Origin of the sequence: Belliella alkalica, assembly GCF_022549785.1 — a bacterium.
Lineage (GTDB): Bacteria > Bacteroidota > Bacteroidia > Cytophagales > Cyclobacteriaceae > Belliella > Belliella alkalica.
The window spans coordinates 1-1,306 of the sequence record NZ_JAKZGO010000065.1 but is presented as its reverse complement, the minus strand read 5'-3'; the positions used below and the strand labels follow the sequence as shown (position 1 = coordinate 1,306).

The 1,306-nt window shown below is 32.6% G+C and carries 2 protein-coding genes; both read left to right on the top strand.

The genetic code is table 11. From position 1 onward, the window contains the following. The coding region (locus MM213_RS20640) for a hypothetical protein (protein ID WP_241414777.1) at positions 1-677 on the top strand (677 nt) is incomplete at its 5' end. A 2-nt stretch (positions 678-679) separates the two neighbouring features. After that, positions 680-1,024, top strand: coding sequence for a hypothetical protein (locus MM213_RS20635; RefSeq protein WP_241414776.1), 345 nt, complete (start codon positions 680-682; stop codon positions 1,022-1,024). The last annotated feature ends 282 nt before the right edge of the window (positions 1,025-1,306 follow it).

Sequence of the window (1,306 nt, the reverse complement as noted above, 5' to 3'; positions counted from 1 at the left end):
AACTCCTAGCCAAAGCCAAAGATTATTATGACCTGAATAGTACTTTTGGAAAGCCTGAAAGCAAAACTGGCAGAGTCAGCAATTATGGCGATTACTTTCCTGTATGGGAAAAGTCAAAATTGGTAGAAAAACAAGCCACATTTCTTGTAGCTCCATATCACAGGTGGATGAATAGGGAATATGGAGATCAGAATTATATTCGTAGATTGGTATTCGAGTATGGTACAGAAGGTGAATTACTCAGAGCTAGAGTCATAGAACTTATCTCTGGCACACTTTCCCTAAGACAACTTGCCGAAAGACATGAAGCTGTCATAGATCAATACCTCATAGGAAACCCCTCGGATGGCGTTGGCATAGTTTGGTCAGATGTCAATATGAATGAATTGGAGGGAATGGCAGAAATTGGTTATGAAGTAGGTATTAGCTCAGATAGCAATGCTTCCGCTCGATTAGCAGATGCGCCTATAGGAGAAGAACTAGAAAAAACAATGGATTTACATAATAATCAAGTAGGAAGAAATATAGGTCAAATAGCAAACGAGTCAAACGTAGTAAGTTTAGTTCTTCAAGCATTATACAATGGAGAATTAGTTGTGTTAGATCAATTAGATCAAAATAATGAAATTGTGTTGGGCCTTTCAGAAGTTGTTTCATCTGATATTTTATGCAATTAACTATGAAAAAATTTATAAAATACACCTCAATATTCGTAATCATTATTTTTGGATTATTTAAAGTATTCAGTTTTGTTAAGGGTGAGTTGGGTTTTACAAAAATCGAAGAGGTGTCTCAAACTCAAATCATTCAATATAAAACTGATCCAAAAAGAATTGTAACTTCTATTTTAACCATCAAAGGAGAGGTAGACGGGGATTTCATGATCAATGGAAATCATAAATTTGAAGCAGGAAAAATTGACCGTGTGATCAGAAGTGATTGGTATTATCACGAGAGAGAAATCACTTATAATCCTATTGATGTGACGAAAGGTCATTTGAAAATCAAAATTGAGCTTTATTAAATTCCTAAATAAACAAAGCCCCAAGGAATCCTTGGGGCTTTGTTTATTTAAAAGAGAAAATAATGTTCTTGATATGCTTTATTGATGTAAGTAGGAGTTCCATTTTTATTCCATTATTGAAAAGTCTTAAAAAAATATTTTGATTATTCTAAAACTTAATTTTTCCTCAACCCATTGCACATTTCTTAGATTGTCTTTCAAAAAATACCTACAAGTAGGTATTTTTTGCTATTAAAATTTGGGGTAATATTGAAAAACTAAWATATAATATTATGAAAATAA

Bases quoted from the DNA above. Each gene is read 5' to 3' on its own strand.
- MM213_RS20635 (WP_241414776.1), top strand. From the start codon at position 680: ATGAAAAAATTTATAAAATACACCTCAATATTCGTAATCATTATTTTT.